1 protein-coding gene is annotated in these 635 nt (G+C 48.7%); it reads left to right on the top strand.

The window, feature by feature from the left end; all coding sequences use genetic code 11:
• Window positions 1–635: Ig-like domain-containing protein (locus ACZYRN_RS19225; protein ID WP_488913184.1), on the top strand; the 635-nt coding region annotated here is incomplete at both ends.

Genomic DNA, 635 nt, shown 5'->3' with positions numbered 1-635 from the left:
AGAAGCGAATGACCAAGGTGCATTCGATGTAGCTGTCGACCAACTAAAAGCGGGTATAACGATTTTAGTCACGGCAGCCGATGAAGCAGAAAATGTAAGTAAAGAAACGAAAGTCGTTGTAGCGGATGGCACAGCGCCGGACGCGCCAACCGTGGATCCGGTGAAAGAGCTTCAAAAAGCGGTAACAGGAACGACTGAACCGGGTCTGACCGTCACGGTTACCCACAATGGGAAAGTCCTTAAATCCGGAAAAGCGGATAAAAAAGGGAAGTTTTCAGTCAGTGTGAAGATGCCAGTGAAAGGAAGCAAGCTGTTGGTAACGGTGAAAGATGCGGCAGGCAACGAAAGTGAAGCGACAGAGGCAACGGTTCTGGATGGCATAGCGCCTGATGCGCCAAAAGTAAATCCTGTCAATGATCAAAGTGACAATGTAACGGGAAAAGCAGAAGCGAATGCGACGGTGACGGTGAAAGCAGGCACTGAACAGTATACAGGGGAAGCGGATGAACAAGGTGCATTCGATGTAGCTGTCGACCAACTAAAAGCGGGTATAACGATTTTAGTCACGGCAGCCGATGAAGCAGAAAATGTAAGTAAAGAAACGAAAGTCGTTGTAGCGGATATAACGGCTCCGG

It is taken from the genome of Domibacillus sp. F004 (assembly GCF_057814295.1).
Note: the sequence above shows the minus strand (reverse complement) of the source record. Positions and strands in the feature narration are given on the sequence as shown.